18 protein-coding genes are annotated in these 21,401 nt (G+C 67.2%); 8 read left to right on the top strand and 10 right to left on the bottom strand.

The window, feature by feature from the left end:
• The first annotated feature begins 425 nt into the window (after positions 1-425).
• Positions 426-1,217 (top strand): IclR family transcriptional regulator, encoded by a 792-nt coding sequence (locus CQY20_RS15920; RefSeq protein WP_097941045.1) that lies wholly within the window; start codon positions 426-428, stop codon positions 1,215-1,217.
• 96 nt (positions 1,218-1,313) lie between these two features.
• Here CQY20_RS15920 and CQY20_RS15925 read toward each other — a convergent pair whose 3' ends face one another.
• The gene (locus tag CQY20_RS15925; protein WP_097941046.1) at positions 1,314-2,711 is read right to left on the bottom strand and encodes an MFS transporter; all 1,398 of its coding nucleotides are present in this window, start codon (positions 2,709-2,711) and stop codon (positions 1,314-1,316) included.
• 254 nt (positions 2,712-2,965) lie between these two features.
• On the opposite strand from CQY20_RS15925, the gene sauS reads away from it, so the two are divergent.
• The 5 genes from sauS to CQY20_RS15950 all read left to right on the top strand — a co-directional run bounded on the left by sauS (position 2,966) and on the right by CQY20_RS15950 (position 8,110).
• Positions 2,966-4,390: an acylating sulfoacetaldehyde dehydrogenase gene (gene sauS / locus CQY20_RS15930; protein ID WP_097941047.1), complete on the top strand. Its 1,425-nt coding sequence runs from the start codon at positions 2,966-2,968 to the stop codon at positions 4,388-4,390.
• A gap of 3 nt (positions 4,391-4,393) precedes the next feature.
• The gene (locus tag CQY20_RS15935; RefSeq protein ID WP_097941048.1) at positions 4,394-5,572 is read left to right on the top strand and encodes a succinate--CoA ligase subunit beta; all 1,179 of its coding nucleotides are present in this window, start codon (positions 4,394-4,396) and stop codon (positions 5,570-5,572) included.
• Entirely contained in the window at positions 5,572-6,462 is an 891-nt protein-coding gene (locus CQY20_RS15940; RefSeq protein ID WP_097941049.1) for a succinate--CoA ligase subunit alpha, read from the top strand. Before CQY20_RS15935 ends, CQY20_RS15940 begins: the two co-directional genes overlap by 1 nt.
• A 117-nt stretch (positions 6,463-6,579) precedes the next feature.
• A complete protein-coding gene (locus CQY20_RS15945) occupies positions 6,580-7,374 on the top strand; it encodes an IclR family transcriptional regulator (protein WP_234816268.1) in 795 nt (264 codons plus the stop codon).
• 10 nt (positions 7,375-7,384) lie between these two features.
• Positions 7,385-8,110: a sulfite exporter TauE/SafE family protein gene (locus CQY20_RS15950; RefSeq protein WP_097941051.1), complete on the top strand. Its 726-nt coding sequence runs from the start codon at positions 7,385-7,387 to the stop codon at positions 8,108-8,110.
• A gap of 7 nt (positions 8,111-8,117) precedes the next feature.
• Here the strand turns inward: CQY20_RS15950 and CQY20_RS15955 are convergent, their stop codons facing one another.
• The 8 genes from CQY20_RS15955 to CQY20_RS15990 all read right to left on the bottom strand — a co-directional run bounded on the left by CQY20_RS15955 (position 8,118) and on the right by CQY20_RS15990 (position 16,283).
• Complete coding sequence (locus CQY20_RS15955; RefSeq protein WP_207767280.1) at positions 8,118-9,134, bottom strand: phosphotransacetylase; 1,017 nt, start codon at positions 9,132-9,134, stop codon at positions 8,118-8,120.
• Positions 9,135-9,162: 28 nt separating this feature from the next.
• The gene (locus CQY20_RS15960; RefSeq protein WP_234816269.1) at positions 9,163-9,978 is read right to left on the bottom strand and encodes an ABC transporter ATP-binding protein; all 816 of its coding nucleotides are present in this window, start codon (positions 9,976-9,978) and stop codon (positions 9,163-9,165) included.
• Positions 9,975-11,051 carry a taurine ABC transporter substrate-binding protein gene (locus CQY20_RS15965; protein WP_097941052.1) on the bottom strand — a complete coding sequence of 359 codons (1,077 nt, stop codon included), beginning with the start codon at positions 11,049-11,051 and terminating at the stop codon, positions 9,975-9,977. The genes CQY20_RS15960 and CQY20_RS15965 overlap by 4 nt, the downstream gene beginning before the upstream one ends.
• 40 nt (positions 11,052-11,091) lie before the next feature.
• Positions 11,092-12,006 (bottom strand): ABC transporter permease, encoded by a 915-nt coding sequence (locus tag CQY20_RS15970; RefSeq protein ID WP_097941053.1) that lies wholly within the window; start codon positions 12,004-12,006, stop codon positions 11,092-11,094.
• Positions 12,007-12,146: 140 nt separating this feature from the next.
• Entirely contained in the window at positions 12,147-12,848 is a 702-nt protein-coding gene (locus tag CQY20_RS15975; RefSeq protein ID WP_097941054.1) for a phosphonatase-like hydrolase, read from the bottom strand.
• Positions 12,845-14,518 (bottom strand): cobaltochelatase CobT-related protein, encoded by a 1,674-nt coding sequence (locus tag CQY20_RS15980; protein ID WP_097941055.1) that lies wholly within the window; start codon positions 14,516-14,518, stop codon positions 12,845-12,847. Before CQY20_RS15980 ends, CQY20_RS15975 begins: the two co-directional genes overlap by 4 nt.
• Positions 14,515-15,450 carry an AAA family ATPase gene (locus CQY20_RS15985; RefSeq protein ID WP_097941056.1) on the bottom strand — a complete coding sequence of 312 codons (936 nt, stop codon included), beginning with the start codon at positions 15,448-15,450 and terminating at the stop codon, positions 14,515-14,517. Before CQY20_RS15985 ends, CQY20_RS15980 begins: the two co-directional genes overlap by 4 nt.
• Positions 15,447-16,283: an IclR family transcriptional regulator gene (locus tag CQY20_RS15990; RefSeq protein WP_097941057.1), complete on the bottom strand. Its 837-nt coding sequence runs from the start codon at positions 16,281-16,283 to the stop codon at positions 15,447-15,449. The genes CQY20_RS15985 and CQY20_RS15990 overlap by 4 nt, the downstream gene beginning before the upstream one ends.
• A gap of 195 nt (positions 16,284-16,478) precedes the next feature.
• Between CQY20_RS15990 and xsc the strand changes: the two genes are divergently transcribed.
• Positions 16,479-18,278 (top strand): sulfoacetaldehyde acetyltransferase, encoded by a 1,800-nt coding sequence (gene xsc / locus CQY20_RS15995; protein ID WP_097941058.1) that lies wholly within the window; start codon positions 16,479-16,481, stop codon positions 18,276-18,278.
• 103 nt (positions 18,279-18,381) lie between these two features.
• On the opposite strand, the gene CQY20_RS16000 is transcribed toward xsc, so the two are convergent.
• Entirely contained in the window at positions 18,382-19,746 is a 1,365-nt protein-coding gene (locus CQY20_RS16000) for an aspartate aminotransferase family protein (RefSeq protein ID WP_097941059.1), read from the bottom strand.
• A 184-nt stretch (positions 19,747-19,930) separates the two neighbouring features.
• Between CQY20_RS16000 and pdxR the strand changes: the two genes are divergently transcribed.
• A complete protein-coding gene (gene pdxR, locus CQY20_RS16005) occupies positions 19,931-21,400 on the top strand; it encodes a MocR-like pyridoxine biosynthesis transcription factor PdxR (protein ID WP_097941086.1) in 1,470 nt (489 codons plus the stop codon).
• The last annotated feature ends 1 nt before the right edge of the window (position 21,401 follow it).

Raw genomic sequence — 21,401 nt, forward strand, 5'->3', positions numbered from 1 at the left:
CGGATCCTGCATGTCTGGCCTCTTTCAAAATATGGAATCGAATACCACATGCGACCGTAGAACACTCAGGTTTCCTGTGTCAACGGTCACATGGCCAGCAAAATGTGAGCGCCGCGACAACCAATCTGGCGATTCCCTGGACAGTTAGTGAAACTTGTTACCATAATGTGGAATGGCATTACAGCGGTTGAACAGGCCTTTTGCAGGTTGTGGCCAGGGTGCTCCGTCGCCATCTCGGAAGGCATCGTGCCAGAGGGAACGGACAAGCCACAGGATCAAAATCAGCCGCTCCAAAAAGCTTGCGGAGACCGGCGGAACCATGAGAGGCGGTCACGCGTCCCCATACGGGGCGTCAGGAAGCTCCCGGCGACCCCATGCCGCTCTTGTTAGATTGCGGTGACTAGGTGGGAAGGGGGACAGGCGTCATGACCGCGGCGGAGCCGCCCCGGAACGAACAGGTTGCGGGCACGCAGACCATCACCAGGGCGCTCAACGTGCTCGGCGTGCTGAGAGACGCCAACACCGACGTCGGAGTCATCGAACTGGCACGGGCACTGGACCTGCACGCGAGCACAACTCACCGGATCCTGCGGGCCCTGGTGGCCGCCAACTACGTCGTGCAGAACGCGCAGACCGAGCGTTATCGCTTGGGGCCTGCGGCTTTTCTGCTCGGCCGCGCCGCCGAACGCACGCTCGGATTCGACGAGGCGATGCCGCTGCTCGAGAAACTCGCCGCGGTCACCGAGGAATCGGTCAACCTCGTTATCCGCGACGGCGACGAGGGTTTGGTCGTCTTACGCGTCGAGTCCGAACATCCGCTGCGCTTCATTCAGCCCGTCGGTGCGCGAATCCCGTTGTACTGCAGCAGTACCGGCAAAGTGTTGCTCGCCTTCGGCGGCGACCTGCACGAAGAGGTGGCGCGACTCGGCGAGATGCAACGCCTGACGCCGAGGACGATCACCTCGCCGCGCGACCTGCTGGGCGAATTGGAGGAGATCCGCGCACGCGGGTACGGCGTCAACAGGGGAGAGCGGATCCCCGGCGTCTACGGTGTCGCCGCCCCCGTGCTGACCACCGACGGGATCGCCACCACCGCCCTGGCCGTCCAGGGTCCCGAGATCCGGATCACCGATGAACGGGTCCCCGAACTGGGACGCCTCGTCATCGAGACTGCCGATACGATCGCCGCCATCATGCCCTCAGGCTTTCAACTCTGACTGGGGCGCAAGGGATTTCGGCTAGAAAGTGTGATCGGCCCGCCCGGACAGGGGTAGCACGGGCGGGCCGATAGCCTCAGTGGGCCGCCGATAGCCTCAGTGGGCCTTCGCGGGCACGCTGGCCGCCACATCGGGCAGCCGCTTGGTCGGATCGATCCACAGCGCCGCGAGACCGCCGACGACCAGCAGGGCGGCCGACAGTGTGAACGACGCGATGAACGTGCCGGTGGCATCGATGAGGTGACCGAAGATGATCGGCGACACGATGCCCGCGATGCCGAAGCCGGTGTTCATCAGCCCACCTGCGGTGCCGGCGTGGTTGGGCGCGATGTCCATCGGGATCGACCAGATCACCGGGTTGGTCAGCTCCAGCAGGAAGAACGCCACGCCCAGGCACACCGTGGTCAACGCGAGGTTGTGGGTGAAAAGCGTCGGCAGGATGAACACGAACGAGCCCAGCAGCCCGACGACCAGCACGGCACGGCGCGCGATCTTCAGGCTTCCGGTGCGGCGCAGCAGGTAGTCGGACAGCACGCCGCCGACGGTGTCGCCGACCACGCCGCCGATCAGCACCAGCGCCGAGAACAACGCGAACTTCTTCAGTTCCAGGCCATAGCTCTCGTGGAAGAACGACGGGATCCAGGTGAGGTAGACCCACAGCATCCAGCCGTAGCAGAAGTCGACGAAGGTCACCGGCAGGATGCGGGCGAACATCAGCTTCCACGGCACCGGCGGGCGTGCGTCCCGCTGCTGATCGACGGTCAGCTCGGCGAGTTCTTCCTCGGTCATCTTCGGGTGATCGGCGGGCCGGTCCCGATAGCTGACCACCCAGGCGAACGCCCAGAGCAGGCTGATGACGCCGAAGACGAAGAACGCCAGCCGCCAGTTCCACAGGCCGATCAGCGCCGCCACTGCCAGCGGGGCGATCGCGTTGCCGATCCGGGCGAACGCGTGCGTAATGCCCTGACCGAATGCTCTGCGTTCCAGAGGCAGCCACTTGGCCATCGCAGTGGTGGCCGTCGGGAAGGACGCGCCCTCCCCGAACCCGAGCGCCAGGCGGGCGGCGAAGAGCGAGATCAGTCCGACGGCGAATCCGGTCAGCAGAGTGGCCGTCGCCCATACCAGGCCGACGACGAAGAGGACTCTGCGCGGCCCGAACTTGTCGCCGAGGATGCCGCCGAAAATCTGGAAGAACGCGTACGGGATCGAGAACGCGGCGAGCGCCAACCCGAGTTGGGTGTTGTCGAGCCCGAGGTCTTCTTTGATGAACGGGGCGGCCGTGGAGATGTTGACCCGGTCCATGTAGGTGATCAGGTACATCAAGCACAGCAGGACCAGGATCTTGGTTCGTACCCGATGGCGGAACGCGTCGAGGAAGCTGCGTCCCGGTGGGGAGGGCTGGTCGGTTCGGGTCTGCGAGTCTGGTGCGAGGGAAGCGGTGGCGGCGGGGCTGTTGTGGTGGGCTGGGCCGTCCTCGCTGACTGCGTTCGCCATGTGCAAGCCTTCTTTCCAGAATGTGGAATCGAATACCACAGGCGACCGTAGACCCGTTGAGATTCATGTGTCAACGCTCACATGGCCAGCAAAAAGTGGGGGCAACGACATGCTTTACGGTGGTTCACAGCAGTAAGTGGAACCTGCTACCATAATGTGGAATTACCGGCTTGGACCCGTTGAACAGGCATTTTGCCATCGGCCCATCGGTGTTCAGTCGCCACCGTCGTCGACATCGTCTCGGAAGGATCGATATGTCGGAGAAACCAAACTCGACCGACTCGGCGAATGTCGCCGCGGAGATCGCAGAACTCATCGCCAAGGCGCGGGCCGCGCAGGCTGTGTTCGAGACCTATCCGCAGGAGCGCGTCGATGACGTGGTGGCCGCGGTCGCGTGGGCCATCTACGAGCCCGAACGCGCCAAGGCGCTGGCCGAACTCAGCGTGCAGGCCACCGGCCTGGGCAATGTGGCCGACAAGATCACCAAGAACCAGCGCAAGACCATCGGAACTCTGCGCGACCTGACCGGGGCACGATCCGTCGGGATCATCCACGAGGACCCGGACAACGGCATCACCGAATACGCCAAGCCGGTGGGCGTGGTGGCCGCGGTGTGCCCGTCGACCAACCCGGCGGCCACGCCCGCGAACAAGACGATGATGGCGCTCAAGGGCGGCAACGCCGTGATCCTCTCGCCGTCGCCGAAGGGCGCCTCGACCTGCGCCCTGTTGGTCCAGTACATGCACGCCGAACTCGACAAGGTCGGCGCCCCGCGCGAACTGGTGCAGTACATCGCCCAGCCGAGCAAGGCGCTGACGAACGAGCTGATGCGGCAGGCGGATCTGGTCGTAGTCACCGGTTCGCAGCGCAATGTGCGGGGCGCCTACAGCAGCGGCACCCCCGCGATCGGGGTGGGGGCAGGCAATGCCCCCGTGATCATCGCGGCCGACGCGAACCTCGCCGATGCCGCCGAAAAGATCAAGCGCAGCAAGGTATTTGACTACGCGACGAGTTGCTCGTCGGAGAACTCCGTGCACATCGACGCCGCCGTCTACGACGATGCGCTGGCGCAGTTGCGCGCGCAGGGCGGTTATCTGCTGACCGCGCCGGAGAAGGCGCGGCTGCAGTCGGTGATGTGGCCGGACGGCAAGTTGAACTCCGCTGTCACGGCGCAACCACCGGAGAAGATCGCCGCACTTGCTGGTCTCGATGCGCCGGAGGCGCGCGAAGCCGACTTCTTCATGGTGGAGGAGGACGGCGTCGGCCCCGACTACCCGTTCAGCGGCGAGAAGCTGTCGGTGGTGCTGACCGTCTACCGCTACCAGGACCTCACCGAGGGGCTGCAGCGCATCCAGCGGCTGCTCGATTTCCAAGGGGCAGGCCACTCGTGCGGCATCCACACCTTCGACGAGAAAAAGGTTGCGGCGGTTGCCGAGCGGTTGCGGGTGGCCCGTGTCCTGGTCAACCAGGCGCACTGCTTCGGCACCGGCGGCGGATTCGACAACGGCCTCGGCTTCACCCTGACCATGGGTGCGGGCACCTGGGCCGGCAACAGCATCAGTGACAACCTCTCCTACCGGCACTTCCTCAACACCACTCGAGTGGCGCGCGTCATCCCCCCGCGTGTTCCCACGGAGGAACAGCTGTGGGGCCGCTACTTCGAGACCTATGGACGGTGAATCGTGAAACTTCTTGAACACCAAGGCAAGAGCCTGCTGTCCCGGGAAGGGCTGACCACACCCGACGGTGCGGTGGCCGCCGAGGCCAGCGAGGCCGCGACCATCGCCAACGCGATCGGCGGGCGTGTGGTCATCAAGGCGCAGATCCCAGCGGGCAAGCGCGGCAAGTCCGGTGCGATCCGCTTCGCCGACAGCCCGGCACAGGCTCACCAGGCCGCGGCCGATCTCATCGGCAAGCCGATCAACGGATTCCCCGTCACCGCAGTGCTCATCGAGCAGGCGTTGCCGATCGCGCGCGAACTCTATGCCGCCGTGCTCAACGACCCGGCCAGCAAGGGACCGCTCGTGCTGTTCTCGGTCGAGGGCGGCATGGACATCGAGGAGGTCAACGCGCAGTCACCGGAGAAGGTGCTGCGGCTGCCGGTCGACATCCGCGTCGGGCTCTCGCATCAGGATGCGGCGACGCTGTTGTCCGGCACCGACCTGAGTGAAGCCGAGCAGGCCGCCGTCGCCGACGCGCTGGTCCGGCTCTACTCGGTGTATCTGCAGGTGGAGGCCGACCTGGTGGAGGTCAACCCGCTGGTGGTCACCGAGGACGGGCGGGTCGTCGCGCTCGACGCGAAGGTCAGCCTGGACCCCGGCGCGCTGGCGCGCCAGCCCGCCGAATTCATGCAGAACCTGGAGGGCGACCAACCCCCCGACCGGTCGGCTCTGGAAGAGGAAGGCGCCCAACTGGGTCTGCAGTTCATCGAACTCGACGGCTCGGTCGGGGTGCTCGCCAACGGAGCCGGGCTCACGATGGCCACCCTCGACGCGGTCAACCACTACGGCGGCCGACCGGCGAACTTCCTGGAGATCGGCGGCGACGCCTACACCAAGGCCACCCCGGCGCTTGCGCTGGTGTTGAAGAACCCCAACGTGCGCAGCCTGCTGGTCAACTTCTGCGGCGCCTTCGCCCGTACCGACGTGATGACCGAAGGCGTCGTCAACGCGATCGAGGCCCTGCGCCCCGAGATCCCGGTGTACTTCTCCATCCACGGCACCGGAGAGGAAGAGGCCATCGCCCTTGTCCGCAACCGGCTGGGGTTGGAACCGTATGACCTGATGGACGACGCGGTGCGCGCCGCTGTGGCCGCTGCCGGGTACAAGCAACAAGAGCTAGTCAACGAGGGAGCGCGCTGATGATCGTCACCGGAACCGAAACGGTTGTCGTCCAGGGCATTACCGGCAAGCAAGGCTCCTTCTGGACCGAGCGGATGATCGAGTGCGGCACCAACGTGGTGGCCGGCGCGACCCCGAACAAGGGCGGCCGCGAGGTGGCCGGGATACCGGTCTACAACTCGGTCGTCGAGGCCGCGAAGGATCAGCGGCTCGACGTGTCGGTGTTGTTCGTCCCGCCGCTGGCCGCCAAGGCCGCGGTGCTGGACGCCATCGAGGCCGGTGTGCGCAAGATCGTGTTCCTCACCGAGCACGTGCCCTACCACGACGTGATGCACGTGCTGGCCGAGGCGCGCGACAACGGCGTGCAGGTGCTGGGCCCGAACACCGCCGGGCTGGTCGTGCCGGGTGAAGCGTCGGTGGGCATCATGCCGGGCTTCGCGAAGAACATCTTCCAGTCGGGCAACATCGGCGTGGTGTCGCGCAGCGGCAGCCTCGGCACCCTGCTCGCGATGAACCTGGTCACCGCGGGCTACGGGCAGTCGGCGTTCATCGGCATCGGCGGCGACCCGATCCTGGGCACCACCACGACCGACGCGGTCCGCATCCTCGACGCCGACCCCCGCACCGACGCGATCGTGCTGGTCGGCGAGATCGGCGGGACCATGGAGGAGGACGCCGCCGAGGTGATCGCGGGCATCGACAAGCCCGTCGTGTCGTTCATCGCCGGGCGCAGCGCTCCGCCCGACCGTCGCATGGGGCACGCGGGAGCCATCGTGACCGGCAACCGTGGCAGCGGCCAGTCCAAGGTCGACGCCCTCACCAAGGCGGGTGTCGCGGTGATCGACGTGCCCAGCCAGGTCAGTGACGCGCTGCAGCGCTTCGGCGTGATGCCGACCGCGGCACGGGTGTAATCGCTGGCAGGCGAGGGCCGGAGCATGGTTCCGGCAACCCGAATCACGGCGCGAAGTCCCCAGCGACCGCGGGGCCACTTGTTAGATTGCGGTCACCATGTGGGAGAGAGGTCAGGCGTGAGCTCGACCGCGGAGCAACCCCGAAACGAGCAGGTCGCCGGCACGCAGACGATCGCGCGGGCGCTGTCCGTGCTGGCGGTGCTGCGGGACGCCGACGACGACGTCGGGGTCATCGAGCTGGCGCGGGCGCTGGACCTGCGCGCGAGCACCGCGCACCGGATTCTGCGGGCCCTGGTGGCCGCCGGATACGTCGTGCAGAACACCCAGACCGAACGGTATCGGCTGGGGCCCGCCGCGGTGCTGCTGGGACGCGCCGCCGAGCACACGCTCGGATTCGACCAGGCGACACCGCTTCTGGAGCAACTGGCGGAAGCCACCGGGGAGTCGGTCAACCTCGTGGTCCGCGACGGCGACGAGGGCCTGGTCGTGCTTCGCGTGGAGTCCAAACATCCGCTGCGCTTCATCCAGCCCGTGGGCGCGCGAATCCCGTTGTACTGCACGAGTACTGGGAAAGTGCTGCTGGCGTTCGCCGGCGACCTCCACGAGGAGGTGGCCCGGCTCGGCGAGCTGAACCGGCTGACCCCGACGACGATCACCTCGCCGCGCGACCTGCTGCGCGAACTGGAGGCGATCCGCGAGCGCGGCTACAGCGTCAACAGGGGAGAGCGAATCCCCGGTGTCTACGGTGTGGCCGCACCGGTGTTGACCGCCGGTGGGGTCGCCACCACCGCGCTCGCCGTGCAGGGACCCGAGACCCGCATCCCCGACGAACGCGTCCCCGAACTCGGAGAGCACGTCATCGAAACCGCCCGCGCGATCGCCGACATCATGCCCTCCGGCTACCAGCTGTAGAGGCGAGCGATTGACGCTTGCGCTCGGCGTCGTGTGCGTCGCATTCGGCTGCCTCGTCGGCGGGGCAACCGGTTTCGGCTACGCACTGGTCTCGACGCCGCTGCTGTTGCTCGCCGGTTTCAGCGTGCCCGAGGTGGTGTTCGTCAATCTCGTCGTCGGACTGGTCACCCGAGGCACCGTGACCTGGTCGCTGCGCGCCCACATGGTCCTGCCGCGTGTCGGTCTGTTCGCGCTCGGAAGCATTCCCGGCGCCTGGATCGGGGCCGAGGTCTTGCACATGCTTCCCCTGCATCACCTCAAGCTCGGGGCGGGTGTCGTGGTAGCGCTGTGCGGGATCGCGATGCTGGTGCCCGACCCCGAGGGGCACCACGCACCCTCGCGGGGCGCGACGGCTGCCACCGGCGCTGTGGGCGGGTTCCTCAGCACCACAACGTCTTTGAACGGCCCGCCGCCGGCGCTGCTGCTCGCCCGCGCCGGCGTACCGCCCCTGGTCTTCATCGCCGACCTGGCCGGATACCTCACCGTCGTCAGCGCGGTGTCGCTGATCATCCTCGGAGCACGCGGCCAGATTCCGCACTCGGTGCTGTGGCCTGCGCTGCCGATCATGTTGGCGGCGGGGCTCAGCGGAAACGCCGCGGGGTTGTGGATCGCACGCCGACTTCCGGTGCGCGTGTTCCGGTTCGCCGTCATCGCCCTGGTGATCATCGCCGGTGCGCTGACGGCGCTGACGGCGTGACGAACGCTTACTGCCGCAGCGCCACCGCTTGCACCGCGCTCACCAGAGACATCACCTCGATGTCCTGGCTGCTGCATCCGCGGGACAGGTCGTTCAGCGGCGCCAACAGACCCTGCAGGATCGGACCGAGCGCCATCGCACCGCCCAGCCGCTCGGCGATCTTGTAGCCGATGTTGCCCGCACCGAGATTGGGAAAGACCAGCACGTTGGCCTCACCGGCGGCGTCGGAGTCGGGGGCTTTGGCGGCCGCGACCGATTCGACCAGCGCGGCGTCCAGCTGCAGTTCGCCGTCGACGCGCAGCTCCGGTGCCCGCTGGCGCACCAATTCCGTTGCTTGACAGACTGTTTCGACGTCGGGATGGCTGGCGCTGCCCTTGGTGCTGAACGACAGCATCGCGATCACCGGCTCGGTGTCGGTGAGGCTTCGGTGGGTGGCGGCGGCCGCGATGGCGATGTCGGCCAACTCCTCGGCCGATGGGGCGGGCACGACGGCGCAGTCGGAGAACGTGAGTTGGCGACCGTCGGGCAGCAGCATCAGAAAGGCGCTGCTCAACGTCTTGATGCCGGGAGCCAACCCGACGATGCGCAGTCCGGCCCGCAGCACGTCGGCCGTGGGCCGGGTGGCGCCCGCGACACACGCGTGCACGCGTTCGGCCCGCACGGCCGCCGCCGCCACCGACACCGGATCTTTGGTGGCCGCGGGGATGCGTTCGGGCTGGCGTGCCAAACCGTCCTCCAGACAGGCCCGCACGTCGTCGTCGGCAAGCACGTCGGCGAGGTCGACGACGGTCTCCTCGCGAAGTTTGACCCCGTGCTCATCGGCGGCGGCGTGGATGCGCGACGGATCCCCGAACAGCCGGGGAGCGACGAGGCCGTCGGCGCTCAGTTGCGCGGCGGCTTGCAGCGCGCGCGGGTCCTCCGAATCGGGAAGGGCCACAACCAATCCGGCGTCGGCAACGGTTTCCCGCCATCGGTTGACGATGTCCTCGCGACCGTCCGGTTGCATGCCGTTGACGGCGGCCATCAATGAATCACTCCTTAGCTGCCTGCCCTCAGTGGGCGGCAGACTCGTAGATCTTGCTGCTCACCCTGTCGCGCAGCGCGGTGAACTCGGGCAGGCTGCGCAGTTCGGCGCCGAGCCGCTCGCCGACCTGCTGTGAGAAGCTGACCGGCTCGTCGAACACGATGCGCCCGGGGCGGGCACTCATCACGATCACCCGACTGCCGAGGAAGATCGCCTCCTCCACGCTGTGTGTGATGAAGAAGATCGTCTTGTGCGTGTCGCGCCAGATGTTGAGCAACTCGAGTTGCAGGCGTTCCCTGGTGAGTGCGTCGAGTGCGCCGAACGGCTCGTCCATCAACACGATCTTCGGGTCGTTGGCCAGCACGCGGGCGATCTGGCAGCGCTGCTGCATGCCGCCGGACAACTCGTAGGGGCGGCGTTCCACGAAGTCGGCCAACCCCACCATCTCCAGGTAGCGGTGGGCGTCGGCGCGGCGGGTGGCCTTGTTCACGCCGCGCAGCCGCGGGCCCAACTCGACGTTGCCCAACACCGACAGCCACGGGTACAGGTTGGACTGCTGAAACACCACACCCCGCTCGGCGCCGGGAGCGGTGATCTGCTTGCCGTCGATGGTGATCTCGCCCTCGGTGGGGGTGATGAAACCGGCCAGCAGTTGCAGCAGGGTTGTCTTGCCGCAGCCGGATGGCCCTGCGACACAGACGAATTCGCCTGGCTCGATCACGAGGTCGATGTCGGCGAGCGCATGCACCTGGCTGCCCTTGCTCATGTACCGGTGCGTGACGTGGTCGACCACCAGCCGCTGTGTGGTGCTGGTGGCCGCGCCGACCGTCGCCGCCCCGGTCACTGGGCCGCCGCCTCCGCCGGCTTGGCGTCCACACCGCCCTCGTACACCTGCGGCGGGCTGACCGCGGTGATGCCGCCCTGCGCCAGCAGGAAGCCGGCGGTGTCCTGCAGGTCCTTGGCCATCTTGCCGCCGAGGTAGTCGGGGCCGGCCTGCTCGGCCGCCGTCAGGTACTCGTAGCCGTCGAACTGCGACTTCACGTCGTCGGGGCTGATGCCCATCACAGCGCCGATGCTCACCGCCGCCTCGTCGGGCTGGTTGTGAATCTGCTCGACGGCCGCGTTCTGCGCCTTCGCCCACGCCGTCATGAAGCCGGGATTGGCGTCGATGAAGGCGGTCGTCGCGGCGCCCAGATCGTATGTCGGCTTACCGGCCTTCGCGGTGTCCTCGCTGGACAGCACGATGTGCCCGCCGCTCTTGAGCAACTCCGACAGCGTCGGGTCCCACACCCATGCCGCGTCGATCTGTCCGCCTTCCCAGGCCGACGGCATCTTGTCCGGCGACAGGTTGACCAGCGAGACGTCCTTGGCCGGATCCATGCCCGCGTCCTGCAGCGCCTGCAGCAGGCTGTAGTGCGCGGTCGAGCTGAACGCGACGGCGACGGTCTTGCCGGCGAGTTGCTTGATGTCGTTGATCGACTCGTCCCTCACCACAAGCGATTCGGCCTTGCCGATGACGTCGTGAATCCAGATCACCTTCATCGGGATGTTCAACGGCGCCGAGAGCGCCTTGGTGGCCGGGCTGGAGCCGATCAGCCCGAGGTCGGCGCTGTTGGAGCCGAAGGCCTGGATGACGTCGCCGCCCGAGTCGAACTTGTTCCAGGTGATGTTCGCGTTCGGCAGGCAGTTCTCCAGCATCCTTTGGTCCTTCACGATCAGGTCACCGTTGGGGATGTTCTGGTAGGCGATGCGGACGGTCGACGTCACCGATTCGTCGGCCTCGAACGGGCATTCCGTGCCGGCCGCGGAGTCTTCGGCGGGCCGGTTCGACTCGACGCAGCCGCTCAACGCGGTGACGCCGACGGCGATGACCGTGGCGGCGAGGACCCTGCGGGCGGGACGGGTTGGGGTTCTCATGAGGGCTCCTGGGTTGCGGAAGGGTCGGTCGAATAACGGGTCATGCTTTGCCGCGCCACGGAACGAGGATCTTCTCCACGCCCTTGATGGCTAGGTCGAGAAGGATTGCCGCGATGCCGATCACGATGATGCAGGCGATGGTCAGGGGTGTCTTCAATTCGGTGCCGGACAGGTAGGCCAGGCCGCCGATGCCGGGGATGCCGTTGTTGAGTTCGGCGGCGACGACGGTGGTCCAGGCGAAGCCGATGGCGATCCGGATGCCGCTGATGACGTCGGGCAGCGTGGAGGGCAGCACGACGTGGGTGATCGTCTGCAGCCTGCTGGCGCCGAGGGAAAGCGCGCCATTGATGCGTTCCTCCTTGACGCTGCGGACGCCGTTGATGGTGGCGATCGTGATCGGCGGGAACGCGGCCAAGAACAGCAGCCACATCTTGGAGGTGTCGCCGATGCCGAACCAGACGATCAGGATGCCGATGTAGCCAAGCGGCGGCAGCGCGCGCAGGAAGTTCAGATAGGGCTCGACGATGGTGGCGACGGGCCGGAAGCTGGCCATGACGAACCCGAGAATCGGCCCGAAGATGATGGCCCAGCCGACACCGACGCCGATCCGCTGCAGGCTGGCGATCAGGTGTTCCCACAGGTAGTAGTTCTGTTCACCCTTGACCATCCTCGGCACGCCCGGGGCGATCGGATGATCGGTGTTGGCCAGCACAAACGCATCCCACACCGCGCCGGGCGAGGGCAGATACAGCGGCTTGATCAGCTGCAGTGCGGTGATCAACCACCACACGCCGAGGAAGACCACGAGTGCTGCGACCCGGACGAGCACGCGCCGCAGCAGCTGGCGTCGACGGTCCCGGGTTTCGCGGCGCTGCGCCTCACGCGCAGCCTGCTCCGGGTCGGCGGTTACCTCGGGTACGGGCGCCGGCGAAGGAGTGGTGGTGCTCCTGGTCATTCAAAACCCTTCGTGCCGCGGTAGCGCCCCCATCGCGAGGGCACAGTGTAATGGTGACGGAGCCCACAAGACCAGAATAGGTCCACTTCGTTGCGTTTTGGGGGTACCAGAGTGGGCGTCCTCTCCCTTGTCTTCAGTGCCTACGTGCGCCGCGCCGGCTTCCCTAACCCGAGAGCCTCGGGAATCGCGGCCGCGCTTGTCAGTATGTGCGTATGCGGCTCGCGGCGCAGGGTGTTGGCAACGTAAGCGCCGGTCAAAACACCGGCGATGAACCTCACCCCGGCGTTCGCTCCGGCGCGTAGGTCGTTGGGTGTATCTCCGGCGACGAGCACCTTCGCGACGTCGGTGACTGCGGCTTCTTCCATCGCGTGAAAGATCAGATACGGCGCCGGACGGCTGGCCCGCACCGAGTCACTGGTGATGACCGCGTCGATCTCGCGGCCGACGCGCCAGCCCACCTGGTCGATCAGCGGGCCGGTGATCGTGCGTGAATACCCGGTTTGCAGAACGACTTTGATTCCCTGCTCCCGCAACAGGGCGAAGGTGTCGACGATGCCCGGTATCGGCGTCGGCGGCACCGCGCGGTACGCGTCGAGCAGCCGGGCGGTGAAATCACGTTCTACGGCATCGATTTCGGTCGTGTCGTTTGCCGTCGCGCCGAGGAGTGCGGCGATGGCCTCACGTTTACCGGCGCCCTTCCACCGGTCGAAGTGGTCGTCGGGGACCGGCACCCCGGTGTGAGACTCGACCGCGCTGCGCAGCGCGTGGTAGACGGCCCCGCCCTCGTCGACGCTTGTGCCGGCGATGTCCAGCGCGACCAGGTCGATCGGTCGATCCGTCACCGGTATGGCGCTCCTGCCGCCGCCGCCGCGATCAGGTCGAGCACATGGGACATCGTTCGCCGGTTCGCCCCGCTGGCCAGATCCAGGGCGGTGTAGCGGTCGTAGTAGAGGCTGGGGTCCAAACCCACGCCGACGGAGCAGATCTCGACGTCCGATGCGGCGACGACATCGCGCAGATGCTGGTCGAGGTAGTCCTGCTCGTTGGCCAGCGACGTCGCGGCGTCCATCGGGCTGCCGTCGGAGATCACGACGAGGATTCGCCGGTGTTCCTCGCGGGCGGCGAGCCTGTTGCGGGCCCACTCGACCGCCTCACCGTCGATGCCTTCCCGGTACAGGTCGTCTTTCAGCAGTCCGCCGAACGCGCGACGCGCGGAACGATACGGCGTGTCGGCTTCTTTGATGACGAGATGGCGAATCTCGTTGAGCCGTCCGGGGTTTGGCGACCTACCCCCGCGCATCCAGTCGCGTCTTGCGCGCCCGCCGTTCCACGCGGCTGTGGTGAACCCGAGCACCTCACAGCCGACGCCGGCCAGGTCCAACGCGCGGGCGAACACGTCGACCAGCACCGCCACCGGTTCGCTGAACGCCTTCATCGATCCCGAGCAGTCAACGAGGAAGGACACCACCGTGTCCGTCCGCGATGTCGACTCCGGTGCCCGAAAGATGTTGCGCTCGCTCGGCGTGGTCACCAGCTGCGCGAGCCTGCGCCCGTCGATCAGGCCGGACTCGTGCCCGCCCGCCCAGCTGTCGCGGCGCGGCTCGGCCAGCAGGTTGCCCAGCCGGCGGCCGAGAGCACGGGCGCTCACGCCGCTGGCCTGCACCGCACGGTCGAGCTGTTCGCGGTATTCGTGTAGTTGAGCGTCTCGCACCAGGCTCGCGATGGGCCGCACCTCGTCGTAGACCCGGGTGTAGACGCGGTAGCCGCTGTCCTCACTGCTCAGAGCGCGGCGCGCACCGCCGGGTGCCGAGGCCGTGGCGTCGCCGTCGTCGTCCGGGTCGAACAACCACTCGAACCCGTCCCACCTCCGGTCCGGACGACCGGCCTCGACCTGTAGCTGCTCGAGGTCGGCGACCCGTTCCGCGATGGCGCGGGCGTGCTGCCCGAAAGTCTTCTGGCAGTGCCGGTTCGGCCGCAGCGCCGCGAGATCACGGCCGAACGTCGACGCCAGCGCGAACCGGGTCGATTCGATCAGGTCCTCGGTGCGGGGTGTGATCGCCTCGGCGGTGATGCGGGCACGGCAGACCTGGGCGACGGTGTAGAGCACCAGCCCGGCATCCGTCTCGATCGAGCGTGACGCCTCGAACGCCTGCGACCAGTCGCGGAAGCGGTCGGCGAGGTTGCGCCGCACACCCGGCCACGAGTCGGGAACCAGCGACTCCACCCGATACTGCTCGAGCATCTCGAAGACCAGCCTGCCGGCGGTGCGTTGCGGGCGCAGTTCGGCGTGCACGTCGGGGTCGTTGTGCCGCAACCGAAGGGCCATCCCGTCGGCGCTGCCGCGTTCGGTCGGCGGATGCAGGTGGGGCGCGGCCATCGGCACCGACCGCCTGCCCCGATACAACGTCGAGCCGCGGAAGTGCAGGCCACGCTGCCTGCTCAGCGCGCGGATGGAGGCGGCGCGCAGTTCACGGACGCGGTGCTCGCGCCGCAGGGCGGCCGAGTCGGTCATGCGACGCGGACGGGCGGTTCGTCGAGTTCGCGGTCGAAGCAGCGCTGGAAGTATTCGGCGACGATCGGCCGCTCCGCGTCGTCGCACTTGTTGAGGAACGACAGCTGGAAGGCCAGGCCCACGTCGCCGAAGATCGTCACGTTCTCGGCCCATGTGATCACCGTGCGCGGCGACATCAGCGTCGACAGGTCGCCGACCCGGAAGCCGGCCCGCGTCAGGTTCGCCACCGCGACCATCGATTCGATCAGGTCGGCATCGACGTCGGGCACCCTGGCCGCGACGATGCCGGCCTCCGCCTGCGGCGGCAGGTGATCCAGCGAGGCGACGATGTTCCACCGGTCGATCTGGGCGTGGTTGAGTTTCTGCGCGCCGTGGTAGAGCCCGTTGAGGTTGCCCAACCCGACGGTGTTGGCGGTCGCGAAGAGCCGGAACTGGGGATGCGGTGCGATGACTCGGTTCTGGTCCAGCAGCGTCAGCTTGCCGTCCTGCTCCAAGACGCGCTGGATCACGAACATGACGTCGGGCCTGCCGGCGTCGTACTCGTCGAGGACCAGCGCGACCGGACGCTGAAGCGCCCACGGCAGGATGCCCTCCTGGAACTCGGTGACCTGCTGCCCGTCGCGCACAACGACCCCGTCGCGCCCGATCAGGTCCATGCGGCTGAGTTGCCCGTCCAGGTTCACCCGCACACACGGCCAGTTCAGCCGCGCCGCGACCTGCTCGATGTGGGTGGACTTGCCGGTGCCGTGCAGGCCCTGCACCAGCACGCGGCGGTTGCGCGCGAAACCGGCGAGCAACGCCAGCGTGACCGCGCGGTCGAAACGGTAGGCCGGATCTACTTCGGGCACATGCTCATCCGGTTCGGTGAGCGCAGGCACCGCCAAGTCGGTGTCGATGCCGAAGACGTCTCGGACGCTTACCAAGTGGGTCATGAACTCTCCTGTGATGATTCGCCTGCGGCGACTTCGGCTTCGATGTCGCCGATGGCTTTGGCGGCGCGACGCAGCGCGGGCAGCAGTCTGATCGCCTTGTCGGGCGTCAACCGCATGACCGGCGCCTGGACGGCGATCCCGAGGTTGGAGATGCCGGTGGGCGACGGCACCAGAACCGCCGCGCAGACAAGGCCGGGCAGGAACTCCTCGGCGTCGATCGCGTAGCCGTCGCGCCGGACCCGCCGCAGTTCCTCCTCGATCTTGTCCACGTCGGTGACGGTATTGGGGGTGTAGCGCCGCAGCGGGGCCGCTTCCAACAACCGGCGCCGCTGGGCGGGTGCCAGCTGGGACAGGATCATCTTGCCGCTCGCCGAGCAGTGCGCGGGCACCCGCGACCCCGCTTGCAGGGTGAAGCGCAACGGCTCGGGGGTCTCGACGCGGTCAAGGTAGACGATCTCGTTGCCCGACAGCGTTGTCAGGTTGCAGCTCTCGCCCAGCTCTTCCACCAGATCGCGCAGCACCGCGTGGCGCGCGCCGTGGTGACTGTCATTGAGCAGCAGGTTCTCGGCCATGCGGCGCAGCCGCGCGCCGATCCCGTAGTGTCGGCCGTTGTTCTCCCGAATCAGCAGCCCCGCGCCTTCGAGTTGCTGGAGCATGCGGTGCAGGGTCGGCTTGGCCATCCCCGTCTCTTCGACCAGGCCCTGCAGGGTGAACAGGCGGTCCTTCGATGCGATCAGTTCGAGCAGGGAGAACAGCCGCAGCGTCGGTGTGTCACCGGCCAGTTCTTTGCCGGTGAGCGCGCCTGCCTCCTCGATCCTGCGGACCTCACCCATTGGTCCCTCCCTTGTCGTCTGATCCATAGAACCGGCATTTGTCTCAAAATGCAACACGGCCCATACCGGTTTCCGGTATCTGCATTGACTCAAGGCCGCCTGGGGTCCTAGTGTGATCCCTGATCACAAAATAAGGAATGATTCGTTCCGATCTTCGAGATAGCTGGTCTCAAAACCAGGAGAGGACGACTGCACATGACCCAGTCAAACGCCCGCACCGTCGTATCCGGCGTGCAGCGAATGACGCCGTCCGAGGCGTTCGTCGAGACGATGGTGGCCAACGGGGTCACCGACATCTTCGGCATCATGGGCTCGGCGTTCATGGACGCCATGGACATCTTCGCGCCTGCCGGTATCCGGCTCATCCCGGTGGTGCACGAGCAGGGCGCCGCCCACATGGCCGACGGCTACTCGCGTGTCAGCGGTAGGCACGGCGTGGTGATCGGGCAGAACGGCCCGGGCATCAGCAACTGCGTCACTGCCATCGCCGCCGCGTTCTGGGCGCACAGCCCGGTCGTCATCGTCACCCCCGAGGCGGGCACGATGGGCATGGGGCTCGGCGGTTTCCAGGAGGCCAATCAGCTTCCGATGTTCCAAGAGTTCACGAAATACCAAGGCCACGTGAACAATCCGCGCCGCATGGCCGAGCTGACCGGGCGTTGCTTCGACCGCGCAATGTCGGAGATGGGTCCCACGCAGCTCAACATCCCGCGTGACTTCTTCTACGGCGAGATCGAAGCCGAGATCCCGCAGCCGCAACGGATCGAGCGCGGCCCCGGCGGCACGAAGAGCCTCGACGAGGCCGCCGCGTTGATCGCCGAAGCCGAGTTCCCCGTGATCATCTCCGGTGGCGGCGTGGTGATGGGCGACGCCGTCGAGGAGTGCAAGGCGCTGGCCGAACGGCTCGGCGCGCCGGTGGTCAACAGCTACCTGCACAACGACTCGTTCCCCGCCAGCCACCCGCTGTGGACCGGGCCGCTGGGCTACCAGGGCTCCAAGGCCGCGATGAAGCTGATCTCGAAGGCGGACGTGGTGATCGCGCTGGGCACCCGGCTCGGCCCGTTCGGCACGCTGCCGCAGCACGGCCTGGACTACTGGCCCAAGAACGCCAAGATCATCCAGATCGACGCCGACCACAAGATGTTGGGGCTGGTCAAGAAGATCAACGTCGGCATCTGCGGCGACGCCAAGGCCGCAGCCGTCGCCCTGGTCGAGCGCCTGCAGAACAGGACGCTGGCCGTCGACTCCACCCGCGAGCAGCGCGCCGCGACCATCAAGGCCGAAAAGGACGCCTGGGAGAAGGAACTCGAGGAGTGGACGCACGAGCGCGATCCGTTCAGCCTGGACATGATCGCCGAAGCCGAAGCCGAGGAAGGCAACTGGCTGCATCCGCGTCAGGTGCTGCGTGAGCTGGAGAAGGCGATGCCGCCGGACGTGATGGTGTCCACCGACATCGGCAACATCAACGCGATCGCCAACAGCTACCTGCGGTTCGAGCGGCCGCGCAGCTTCCTCGCACCGATGAGCTTCGGCAACTGCGGTTACGCGCTGCCGACGATCATCGGGGCCAAGGTCGCCGCGCCCGAGCGCCCCGCGATCGCCTACGCCGGCGACGGCGCATGGGGCATGAGCATGGGCGAGATCATGACCGCCGTTCGGCACGACATCCCCGTCACCGCAGTGGTTTTCCACAACCGGCAGTGGGGCGCGGAGAAGAAGAACCAGGTGGACTTCTACAACCGCCGGTTCGTCGCCGGCGAGCTGGACAACCAGTCGTTCGCCGGCATCGGCGAGGCGATGGGCGCCCAGGGCATCGTCGTCGAGAAGCTCGAAGAGGTCGGGCCGGCGCTGCAGCGCGCGGTCGACGCGCAGATGAACGACGGCAAGACCACCGTCGTCGAGATCATGTGCACTCGCGAGCTGGGTGACCCGTTCCGTCGCGACGCGCTCTCCAAGCCGGTCCGGTTGCTGGAGAAGTACAAGGATTACGTGTAATCCGATCGCACAAGAATCGGCGCCGCCCCACCGGGACGGCGCCGATTTCTTGTTGCTGGCTTCGTGGTTCGCTGTGATTTGCCAGCGGGGATTCGCGTTAGTGCTAGGGCTGTACCGCCTTCTCGACGTCGGTGAGCATGCCGTCGATGCCGTGCAGCAGGTCGTCGAGCACGTCGTCGTCGGCGACCAACGGCGGTGACACCATCAGCATCGTGGCGCCCCTGTCGTCGCCACGCAGGATCACCTTGGTGCGCTTGAACGATTCGGGCAGCACTTCGCGCAGCACGGTCAGCGACTCCTGCTCGGTGAACTCGCGGCCGCTGTTGTGGTCGGCCATCAACTCGATGGCGTAGAAGAACCCCGTTCCCCGAACGTCTTTCACGCAACGGTGCGACTTCTGCAACGAGTCGAGCGCGGCCCGGAAGGCGGGTGCGTGGCCTTGCACGTTGTCGAGCACGTTCTCGTCGCGCATCGCGCTGATGTTGGCGGTCGCGACGGCCGTCGACACCGGATGGCCGCCCCATGTCGCGCCGTGGGTGAACACGCCGCCCTTCGAGGAACCGAACAACTCCTGGACCAGTTGTTCACGCGCGATCATGCCGCCCAGCGGTGCGTAGCCCGACGTCGATCCCTTCGCGAATGTGATCATGTCCGGGACGACGCCCGTCAGCCCGTGGCCGAACCAGTACCCCAGCCGACCGAACGAGCAGATCACCTCGTCGGAGACCAGCAGGATGCCGTGCTTGTCGCAGATGTCGCGAAGCGCCTGCCAGTAGCCCAGCGGCGGCACCAGAGCACCCCTTCCGTTCTGCACCGGCTCGGCGAACAGCGCCGCGATCGTCTCCGGGCCCTCCTCTTCGATGACCTGCTCGATGGCCTGCACGCAGGGCAGTTCGTGGGCGGGCCCGCAATCGCCGAGATACCCGAGGGTGTTGGGGACCGCGCGCACACCGGGCAGCAGGGGGCCGAACGGCTCCTTGATCTTGGGCAGCTGGGTGACTGACAGCGCGCCCAAAGTCGTCCCATGGTAAGCCATTTCGCGGCTGATGATCTTGGTGCGCTGCGGCTGGCCCTGGCTGCGGTGATACTGGCGGGCGAACTTCACCGCCGTCTCCACGGCCTCCGACCCGGAGTTGACGAAGAAGGTGGTGCCGAGGTCGCCCGGTGCGAGTTCGGCGATCAGGCTTGCGGCTTCGATCGCCGGGGGATGGGCCATGCCCCAGTTGGAGGCGTAGGCCAGCGTGCCGACCTGTTCGGCGGCGGCCGCGGCGATGTCCTGCCTGCCGTGCCCCATGTTCACGCAGAACAGGCCGGCGAGGCCGTCGAGGTAGCGGTCGCCCTCGGTGTCGACGAGGTAGCAGCCGTCGCCGCGGACGAATACCGGAAATTCGCTGTCCCACGCGGGCTTACGGGTGAAATGAGGACCGAGATGACGGCGGGCCCGGGCCCGCAACTCGTTTCCGTTCACACCTATCTGTCTCCTTCGCTTTCTTGACGAATGGTTGGGGGAATGGTTTGACCATAACGAGGAAAAGGGGTCCAGGTCAGAGCCAGAATTGGAGTAAATGACAGGTCCAGACGTGGGTTGGCCGCCGCGGCGCGCGCCCGGCATCCTCGGCCCAACGACCGGCGCGCCCGGCATACTATGCGCGGTGCCCAGGACGCTCATCGAGATCGATCGCAGCTCGCCCGAGCCGCTGTATCGGCAGGTTCGGCGGGCCATCGAGCACGGAATCGCCAGCGGTGTCTTCGATGTCCATCACCGGCTGCCGAGCTCGCGGGAACTGGCGATCGAACTGGCGGTGTCCCGCAACACGATCAACCTCGCCTACCAGGAACTGATCGCCGAGGGCTTCGTGCGCAGCCACGAACGGTCCGGGATGTTCGTCAATCCCGAGATGCTGGAGGCGGCCGCCGCGGAAACCGTCGACACCGTTCCGCGCATCGATTGGCAGAGCCGGATCCGGCGCCAGCCCGACGCCGACATTCCCGAGATCGAGAAGACCAGCGACTGGTATCAGTACCCGTATCCGTTCCTCGCCGGCCAGATCGACATCCGAAGCTTCCCGGCGCGCAGCTGGAATCGGTGCCTGCGCGACGCGTTGTTTCAGCCGCACGCCTACCCGAGCCTGCAGGACAGCGTGGCCGCCGACGATCCGATGCTGATCGACATGATCCGCCAGCAGATCCTTCCGCCGCGCGGCATCGAGGCCGGGCCGGACGAAATCCTCGTCACGGTCGGCTCGCAGCAGGGGCTCGACCTCGTGGGGCGGGCGCTGCTCGGGCCGGGCCAGCGGGTCGCCGTCGAGAACCCGGGCTATCTCGACGCCCGGCACATCTTCGTGCGCACCGGCGCGACCGTGTACGGCATCGACGTCGACGCCGATGGCCTGCGCCCGCCCGACACTTTGGCGGGCACGCACCTGATCCACTGCACGCCCAGCCACCACCACCCGACCAACGCGACGCTGGGCATCGAGCGTCGGCGTCGGCTGCTGGCGCTGGCGGCCGAGTCCGGCACCGTCGTCGTCGAGGACGACTACGACAGCGAGTTCCGCTACCACGGCAGCCCCAGCCCGTCGCTGAAGTCGCTCGACACCAGCGGCGACGCCATCTATCTGGGCACGTTCTCCAAGTTCCTGGCGCCAGGACTGCGGCTGGGCTATCTCGTCGGGCCCGCCGACCTGGTGCGCGAGCTGCGCCACGTGCGCCGCTACGTGCTGCGCCACCCGCCCGGGCACACGCAGCGGGCGCTGGCGCTGCTGATCGACAGCGGCAACTACCACCGCGCGCTGCGCCAGCACCGCACCAAGATGAAGCGCAAATGGGAGCGGCTGGTCGCCGCGGTGCACAAGTATCTGCCGTTTGCCACCGGGCCGTTCGCGCCGGGCGGCGTCAGCCTGTGGGTGGAGGGTCCCGACGCGCTCGACTGCCGCGAATTGCTGCGCGCCGCGCAGAGCCGCGGCGTACTCATCGAGCGCGGCGACATCTTCTATATGCAGGACAACCCGCCGCGCAACATGATCCGGATCGGCTACGGCGCGATCGGGCTGAACTCCATCGAGCCCGGCATCGCGCTGCTGGGGCAGGCCTGCGCCGAAGTGCTGTCGAGCAAGCGCTGAC

Source organism: Mycolicibacterium agri, from assembly GCF_002553505.1.
In the GTDB taxonomy this organism is placed as follows: domain Bacteria; phylum Actinomycetota; class Actinomycetes; order Mycobacteriales; family Mycobacteriaceae; genus Mycobacterium; species Mycobacterium agri.

Excerpts from the sequence above, each read along its gene's own strand:
- CQY20_RS15985 (WP_097941056.1), bottom strand. The coding sequence starts at position 15,450 with ATGACCCACTTGGTAAGCGTCCGAGACGTCTTCGGCATCGACACCGAC.
- CQY20_RS15920 (WP_097941045.1), top strand. The coding sequence starts at position 426 with ATGACCGCGGCGGAGCCGCCCCGGAACGAACAGGTTGCGGGCACGCAG.
- CQY20_RS15990 (WP_097941057.1), bottom strand. The coding sequence starts at position 16,283 with ATGGGTGAGGTCCGCAGGATCGAGGAGGCAGGCGCGCTCACCGGCAAA.
- CQY20_RS15965 (WP_097941052.1), bottom strand. The coding sequence starts at position 11,051 with ATGAGAACCCCAACCCGTCCCGCCCGCAGGGTCCTCGCCGCCACGGTC.
- xsc (WP_097941058.1), top strand. The coding sequence starts at position 16,479 with ATGACCCAGTCAAACGCCCGCACCGTCGTATCCGGCGTGCAGCGAATG.
- CQY20_RS15980 (WP_097941055.1), bottom strand. The coding sequence starts at position 14,518 with ATGACCGACTCGGCCGCCCTGCGGCGCGAGCACCGCGTCCGTGAACTG.
- CQY20_RS15955 (WP_207767280.1), bottom strand. The coding sequence starts at position 9,134 with ATGGCCGCCGTCAACGGCATGCAACCGGACGGTCGCGAGGACATCGTC.
- CQY20_RS15970 (WP_097941053.1), bottom strand. The coding sequence starts at position 12,006 with ATGACCAGGAGCACCACCACTCCTTCGCCGGCGCCCGTACCCGAGGTA.
- CQY20_RS15940 (WP_097941049.1), top strand. The coding sequence starts at position 5,572 with ATGATCGTCACCGGAACCGAAACGGTTGTCGTCCAGGGCATTACCGGC.
- CQY20_RS15925 (WP_097941046.1), bottom strand. The coding sequence starts at position 2,711 with ATGGCGAACGCAGTCAGCGAGGACGGCCCAGCCCACCACAACAGCCCC.
- sauS (WP_097941047.1), top strand. The coding sequence starts at position 2,966 with ATGTCGGAGAAACCAAACTCGACCGACTCGGCGAATGTCGCCGCGGAG.